This window comes from Novosphingobium sp. AAP93 (assembly GCF_001296055.1).
Lineage (GTDB): Bacteria > Pseudomonadota > Alphaproteobacteria > Sphingomonadales > Sphingomonadaceae > Novosphingobium.
In genome coordinates this window covers 1-6,103 of the sequence record NZ_LJHZ01000079.1, presented here as the reverse complement: position 1 = coordinate 6,103, position 6,103 = coordinate 1, and the positions used below count along the sequence as shown (strand labels likewise).

Annotated in this window: 6 protein-coding genes; 2 read left to right on the top strand and 4 right to left on the bottom strand. The window is 65.4% G+C overall.

Features of this window, described 5'->3' with window-relative positions; genetic code table 11:
* Window positions 1-81 precede the first annotated feature (81 nt).
* Together IP83_RS12595 and IP83_RS12590 are read right to left on the bottom strand one after the other, a co-directional pair.
* A complete protein-coding gene (locus tag IP83_RS12595; RefSeq protein ID WP_054122577.1) occupies window positions 82-819 on the bottom strand; it encodes a nuclear transport factor 2 family protein in 738 nt (245 codons plus the stop codon).
* A 55-nt stretch (window positions 820-874) separates the two neighbouring features.
* Window positions 875-2,284 (bottom strand): MFS transporter, encoded by a 1,410-nt coding sequence (locus tag IP83_RS12590; RefSeq protein WP_231625033.1) that lies wholly within the window; start codon window positions 2,282-2,284, stop codon window positions 875-877.
* A 157-nt stretch (window positions 2,285-2,441) separates the two neighbouring features.
* On the opposite strand from IP83_RS12590, the gene IP83_RS12585 reads away from it, so the two are divergent.
* Complete coding sequence (locus IP83_RS12585) at window positions 2,442-3,371, top strand: SDR family NAD(P)-dependent oxidoreductase (protein WP_054122576.1); 930 nt, start codon at window positions 2,442-2,444, stop codon at window positions 3,369-3,371.
* Window positions 3,368-4,288, top strand: coding sequence for an SDR family NAD(P)-dependent oxidoreductase (locus IP83_RS12580; protein WP_054122575.1), 921 nt, complete (start codon window positions 3,368-3,370; stop codon window positions 4,286-4,288). Before IP83_RS12585 ends, IP83_RS12580 begins: the two co-directional genes overlap by 4 nt.
* Before the next feature lie 136 nt (window positions 4,289-4,424).
* Here the strand turns inward: IP83_RS12580 and IP83_RS12575 are convergent, their stop codons facing one another.
* Complete coding sequence (locus IP83_RS12575; RefSeq protein ID WP_054122574.1) at window positions 4,425-5,105, bottom strand: alpha/beta fold hydrolase; 681 nt, start codon at window positions 5,103-5,105, stop codon at window positions 4,425-4,427.
* A complete protein-coding gene (locus IP83_RS12570; RefSeq protein WP_054122573.1) occupies window positions 5,102-5,983 on the bottom strand; it encodes a methylenetetrahydrofolate reductase in 882 nt (293 codons plus the stop codon). The genes IP83_RS12575 and IP83_RS12570 overlap by 4 nt, the downstream gene beginning before the upstream one ends.
* Between the last annotated feature and the right edge of the window lie 120 nt (window positions 5,984-6,103).

Genomic DNA, 6,103 nt, shown 5'->3' with positions numbered 1-6,103 from the left:
CGAGCGAAGTCGAGACACCATGCGCTGCCTGTGGTGTCTCGACTTCGCTCGACACGAACGGGGATGTATTGCCTTTGATTTCTAGCCCCGCGCCGTTTCCCGGTCGATATCACCCTGCCAGCGCTGCGCCACGATTTCCTCGCCCGTCACCGGGTGCGGCATGTGGAAGGGCACCAGCTTGTGCGTCGGCCAGAGCCAGTGGTCCTCGATCAGCGCGTCGGGGCCGGTCGGATCGGTGGGATAGGTCACCTTGGGGAACGGCACATATTCATGCGGCGTGTTGGCCCAGCCATGTTCGAAATCGGCGTGCCACTGCGGCATGTAGTTGAGGATGTGGATGCGCCACACCCCGTCCACCTTCTTGTAGGTGTTCTCGTAAATGCCGCCTTCCCACCACTGGCGCGCCTTGAGGTGCGGGGCATCGCCTTCGTAGTCCTTGTGGCGCCCGGCCTGCATCATCGAGCGCGCGCGGGCGAGCGCGGTGACGCCGTCGGGCTGGATATGGATGATGTCCTGCAGCTGCGGGTGATCGAGCAGGAAGCCGTCGATCGGGCCGTTGTTGCCATAGGTGAAGCGCTTCTGGAACCGCTCGCAATAGAGCCGCTTGACGCCTTCCTTGCCCTTCCAGATGCCGCCGAAGAAGCGCACTTCGCCGTCGTCGGTGAAGAGGTCCGCCGTCTCGAGGTAGAGGCACTTGTCGATCAGATAGCCATAGAGGTGCTGCAGCTTGCGGATATCGAGCTCGTCCTCGCGCACCGTCAGGCGGCGCTCCAGTTCGGCCAGCTTGCCTTCCAGCGCGGCGATACGGTCTTCGGACATCGGACTCTCCCCATTTAGTTCGTATACCTAACAATCACGACGAGGGGCCGCGCTGTCAACGTCCTTCAGCCTCAAGCCGCTCCACTTCCTCGCGGTAAGGCTTGATCGCCCGGATCATCAGAAACGTGGCGAGCGGCAGCAGCGTGCCGGCAGTGATCAGCAGCGCCTTCCACAGCTGCGCGGGGTCACCTACGACAACGTCCTGCACGCGCCCGACGACAAAGCTGCCCATCGCGCCGAAGAAGGTGAACATGAACAGGTAGAACGCCGTCACCTGTCCGCGCATCTCGTTGGGGGCGACGCGCTGGACGGCGGCGTTTTGCGGCACCGCGCCTGCCATGCCGAACATGCCGGAAATGCCGAACAGGATCAGCGAAGCCCACGGCGTCGGCATCAGGATCGCGGCAATGGTGGAGACCATCACCCCGCAGGCGCAGATCGCTGCGGCGCGGACATTGGCATCCTTGTGCCGCTTCGCCAGCCATTCGACCATGACGCTGCCCAGCAGAAGGCCCGACAGCGAACCGATCAGCACCGTCACGCTCAGTGCCGCACCGATCTGCGCCTCGTCCCAGCCGAAGGTGCGGACCATGAACGGCACGCGCCAGAACTGCAGGCCAAAAACCTCCACCGCGCTAAGCGCCAGCGCGCCGAACAGCGGATAGTAGACGCGCGGCTTGGCATTGATCGCCTTCAGCGCATCGAGGCCCATGAAGGTCAGCACCCGCCGCCCGAACCCGGCATCCGCTGGAACCTTGGGCGCATCAACGGCAGGGGCCATGCGCGACGGCTCCTTAACCGTGAGGAACAAGAGCCCGATCAGCACCGCCGGCAGCCCCATCACGATAAGGATCCACTGCCAGCCGCGGATCGTCAGCGGCCCGATGACCGTGGGCGCCCATGTCGCAGACATCACCACCAGCTTGCCGCCGATCAGCGGCCCCAGCACCGTCCCGCCGATGAAACCGAACTGCAGCAGCGCAAAGGCGCGCGTCAGCTTCTTCGGCGGAAAGGCATCGGCAAGCAGCGAGTAGGAGGATGGCGCGTGGGCCGAGCCGCCCGCTGCCAGAAACACCCGGCTGCCCACGAACTGCGTAAACGTCTGCGCAAGGCCCCCCAGCGAGATCACCAGCCCCACCGCCGCCGCGCCGCCCGCCAGCACATATTTGCGCGGGTAGATGTCGGCGAGGCGCGCCAGCGGAATGCCGACGAAGAGGTAGCAGACTATGCTCGCCGGCCCGGCAAGGAAACCCAGCTGCGAATCGGTGAGGCCGAAATCGTGCTTGATCCGCTCGGCCAGCATGCCGAACGTCACCGCATCGAAGAAGGTGATGAAGGTCGCCAGCACGATCACCAGCAGCGCCCAGTAGGCCGATCCGGCGGCAGGCCATTCGCGCGTCGCCGGCGCGCCGGTTTCGACCGTCAAAGCCTCGCCCGGCTCCGCCATCAGAGTGGGACCCGCCATCATCTCTCCTCTCGTCCGGCGGCCCCAGCGTTGGATTCGCCGGGCCTTTTTCGTCTCGAACAATTGTTAGTCTTGCATACAATCTCGACGTGGTGAATACAAATGCCAATCTAACAAATGGTGGAATCGCAAAAGGCTCCACCGCAGGAGAGCGATCATGCAGAACCTCCCCGGCAAGACCGCGTTCATCACCGGCGGTGCCAGCGGCATCGGCCTCGGCATTGCCAGGGCGCTGCTCGGCGCGGGGATGAACGTGGCGATCGCCGATATCCGCGACGACCATCTCGCCGCTGCCGAGGCTGAACTGGCGGGTGGTGACAAGGTTCTCCCCCTCAAGCTCGACGTCACCGACCGCAAGGCGTTCGCCGCCGCTGCCGATGCGGCGGAGGCCCGCTTCGGCAAGATCCACCTCCTCTGCAACAACGCCGGGGTTGCCGTCGTCGGCCCGACCGAGCTGGCGACTTTCGCCGATTGGGACTGGGTGATGGGCGTCAACGTCGGCGGCACGATCAACGGGATCGTCACGATCCTCCCGCGCATCCTGGCGCATGGCGAGGGCGGGCACATCGTCAACACCGCCTCGATGTCGGCGCTCGTGCCCGTCGGCGGCACCACGATCTATTCGTGCGGCAAGGCGGCGGTCACTTCGATGATGGAATGCATGCGCCCCGAACTCGAAGCACGCGGGGTGATCTGCTCGGCGTTCTGCCCCGGCGCGGTGCAATCGAACATCGCCGAAGCCGGCAAGACCCGGCCTGCCGACCTTGCGGACACCGGCTATGCCGAGGCGGACAAGCGCCGCGCCTCGGGCGGCAACTTCATGCACCTCTACCAGACCAAGGAAGAGGTCGGCGAGCGCGTGCTCCAGGGCATCCTGAACGACGAACTCTACATCCTCACCCACAGCGAATTCCTCGACGGTGTGCGCGAACGCGGCGAGGCGACCACGGCGGCGGTGCAGACGCACCTCCCCGAAAACCCCGACTACAAGCAGACTTTCGCGATGCTGTTCCGCAACCCGGCGATCACCGCCGAGATCGCGCGGCAGGACGCGCTCAAGGCGGCGCGCATGGGAGACGCCGCATGAAAGACTTCGCAGGCCGCACCGCCTTTGTCACCGGCGGCGCCAATGGCGTCGGCATCGGGCTAGTCCGCCAGCTGCTCAATGAGGGCTGCAAGGTCGCCATAGCCGATATCCGGCAGGACTCCATCGACAAGGCCCTCGCCAGCCTCGACAACCGCGAGGTCATGGGCGTGCAGCTCGACGTTGCCAGCCGCGACGGGTTCAAGGCTGCCGCGGACGAGGTGGAAGCCAAGTTCGGCCCCGTCTCGATCCTGTGCAACAACGCCGGGGTCAACCTGTTCCAGCCCATCGAGGAAAGCTCCTACGACGACTGGGACTGGCTGATGGGCGTCAATCTCCATGGCGTGATCAACGGCGTGATGACCTTCGTCCCCCGCATGGTCGCGCGGGTGAAGGCGGGCGAACAGAAGGGCGGCCACGTGGTCAACACCGCATCGATGGCGGCGTTCCTCGCCGCCGGTACGCCGGGTATCTACAACACCACCAAGTTCGCCGTGCGCGGCCTTTCGGAATCGCTGCACTACTCGCTGCTGCAGTATGAAATCGGCGTCTCGGTGCTCTGCCCGGGCCTCGTCAAAAGCTACATCTATGCGAGCGACGACATCCGCCCGGACGAGCTGAAAGGCGCGATGAAGCCGGTCAATGCCGAGGCCGTCGAGCGTCTCGCCGGTATCCACGAATTCGGCATGGAGCCCGATGTCATCGGCGCGCGGGTGATCGAGGCGATGAAGGCGAACCGCCTCCACATCTTCAGCCATCCCGACCACAAAGAAGAGCTGCGCGAGATCTTCGACGAGATCATCGCCGAATATCAGGACTATCCAAAGGACCCTGGCCACGACCAGCGCGTCGCTTTCGAGAAGTTCCGCCGCGATGCCTTTGCGGAAGCCCGCCGCAAGTCGCGGGAAGCGAAGTTCTAGCCATCCACCTCCGCCCGTCACCCCGTGCTTGACACGGGGCCAGGCTGTTCTTCTGGCGCGGCGCAAGAAAGAGAAGCCATGGCCCGTGTCAAGCACGGGCCGACGGGTTCATCAGGTGGTGGTTTGACCCGTGACCTCAGGCGCAGCCCAGCAGGATCGCCAGCGTCTGCTCCGGCTGATCGCCCATCACATCATGGCCGGCCTTGGCCTCGTGGTATTCCCAACCCTTCTCGGTGCTGACGCGCGCCACGAACTTGCGGAACGGCGTCGGCTCCCAGGCGTTCGCGAAAACGTAGATGCGGCGGCCGACCTTGGCTTCCTCGCCGGTGAACTTCACCGCCTCCAGCAGGGTGAGCAGCGGCTGCGGCGAGAGCAAGGGATGCACCACACCGGGCAAAGGCGCCACCGCGCCGGGCGTGAACTTCTGGCTGCCGATATAATGGTCGTGTTCCCACTCGCCGGTCAGGTCCCACAGTGATTGGCCATCCTGCGGCAGGAACGCATCGAGATAGACCAGTGCCTTGATCCGCGCGCCAAGCCGCGTCGCAACGCCTGTCACGATCATCCCGCCATAGGAATGGCCGACAAGCACGAAGGTGTCGAAGCCCCCCTGCGTAGCGGCCGACGCGATCTGATTGCACACATCGTCGATATGCGTGGTCAAGGTGATGCCGGGGTGAAACTCGCCCTTGCGCGTCCCAAGCCCGGTGAGCTGCGCCAGTACGACGCGGTGCCCGGCCGCTTGCAACTCGCCCGCCAGGCGGTCGTAGCCCCAGCTGCCGCCCCAGGCGCCGTGAACGAGGACATAGTCGGTCATGCTGCGATCCCGTGCTTTGTGTTGTAGCCTTTGATCCATTCCAGCGTCTTCACCATGCCGCCGAACGGATAGAAGTGCAGCCGCACGCGCCCATGCTGCGGGCCCAGCCCTGCAGCAAATGCATCGACCAGCTTGTCCGGCCCGGCGCTGCCGAGGAGGTTCGTCACCGAAATCCCGTACTTGCGCAGAACGGCAGTAGAGGCACCCACGCCGCAGCGCGCAGCGAAGGCGAGCAGTCGTTTGATCCCTGCCGGCCCCGGCACACCAATCCGCACGGGCGCATCGATGCCAAGCGCCCGCAGCTTGAGGAGCCACGCCAGGAACGCGTCCGGATCGAAGCCGAACTGTGTCACAATCAAGGGCGCCATCCCGCGCGCCTCGATCTCGGCGACCTTCTTGACCAGCACGTCCCAGCATTCCTGCTCGGTCATGTTGGGGTGGCCATCCGGGTGCCCGCCGATGCCGATGGCCTTGATCCCGCTGCGCTCGAACGCGCCGGTGGCGATCAGTGCCGAGGTATCGAAATAGGGCCCGACCGGCTCCGGCGGATCGCCCGCCACGATGAAGGCGCGCTGCACCCCCGCCTGCTCGACCACGGCCTTGAGATAGCCCTCGAAATCATCCTCCGAGGTGATCCGCCGCGCCGAGAAGTGCGGCATCGGCTCGAACCCCAGCTCGCGCACAGCGACTGTCGCCTTGACCCGCGCGGCAACATCCTCACCCGGCAGGAAGGTGACGGCAATCGGCGTATCGACCGGGATCAGCGGCGCGGCCTCGCGCAAGGAGGCTTCGTCCTTCGCGGTCATCTCGAGACTGAAACCGTCGGTGATCCCGAGCGGCGGCTTGTCCCAGTTGGGATGGATCAGTGCGGCTGCCATGGCGCCAAGCTCTCCCAAAGAAGCAACGTGCCCCTCCCCCGCTCGGGGGAGGCTGGGAGGGGGTACGCGGCGCTTGTTCGAAAGGCCGAACCCCCCCCCCCCCCCCCCCCCCCCCCCCCC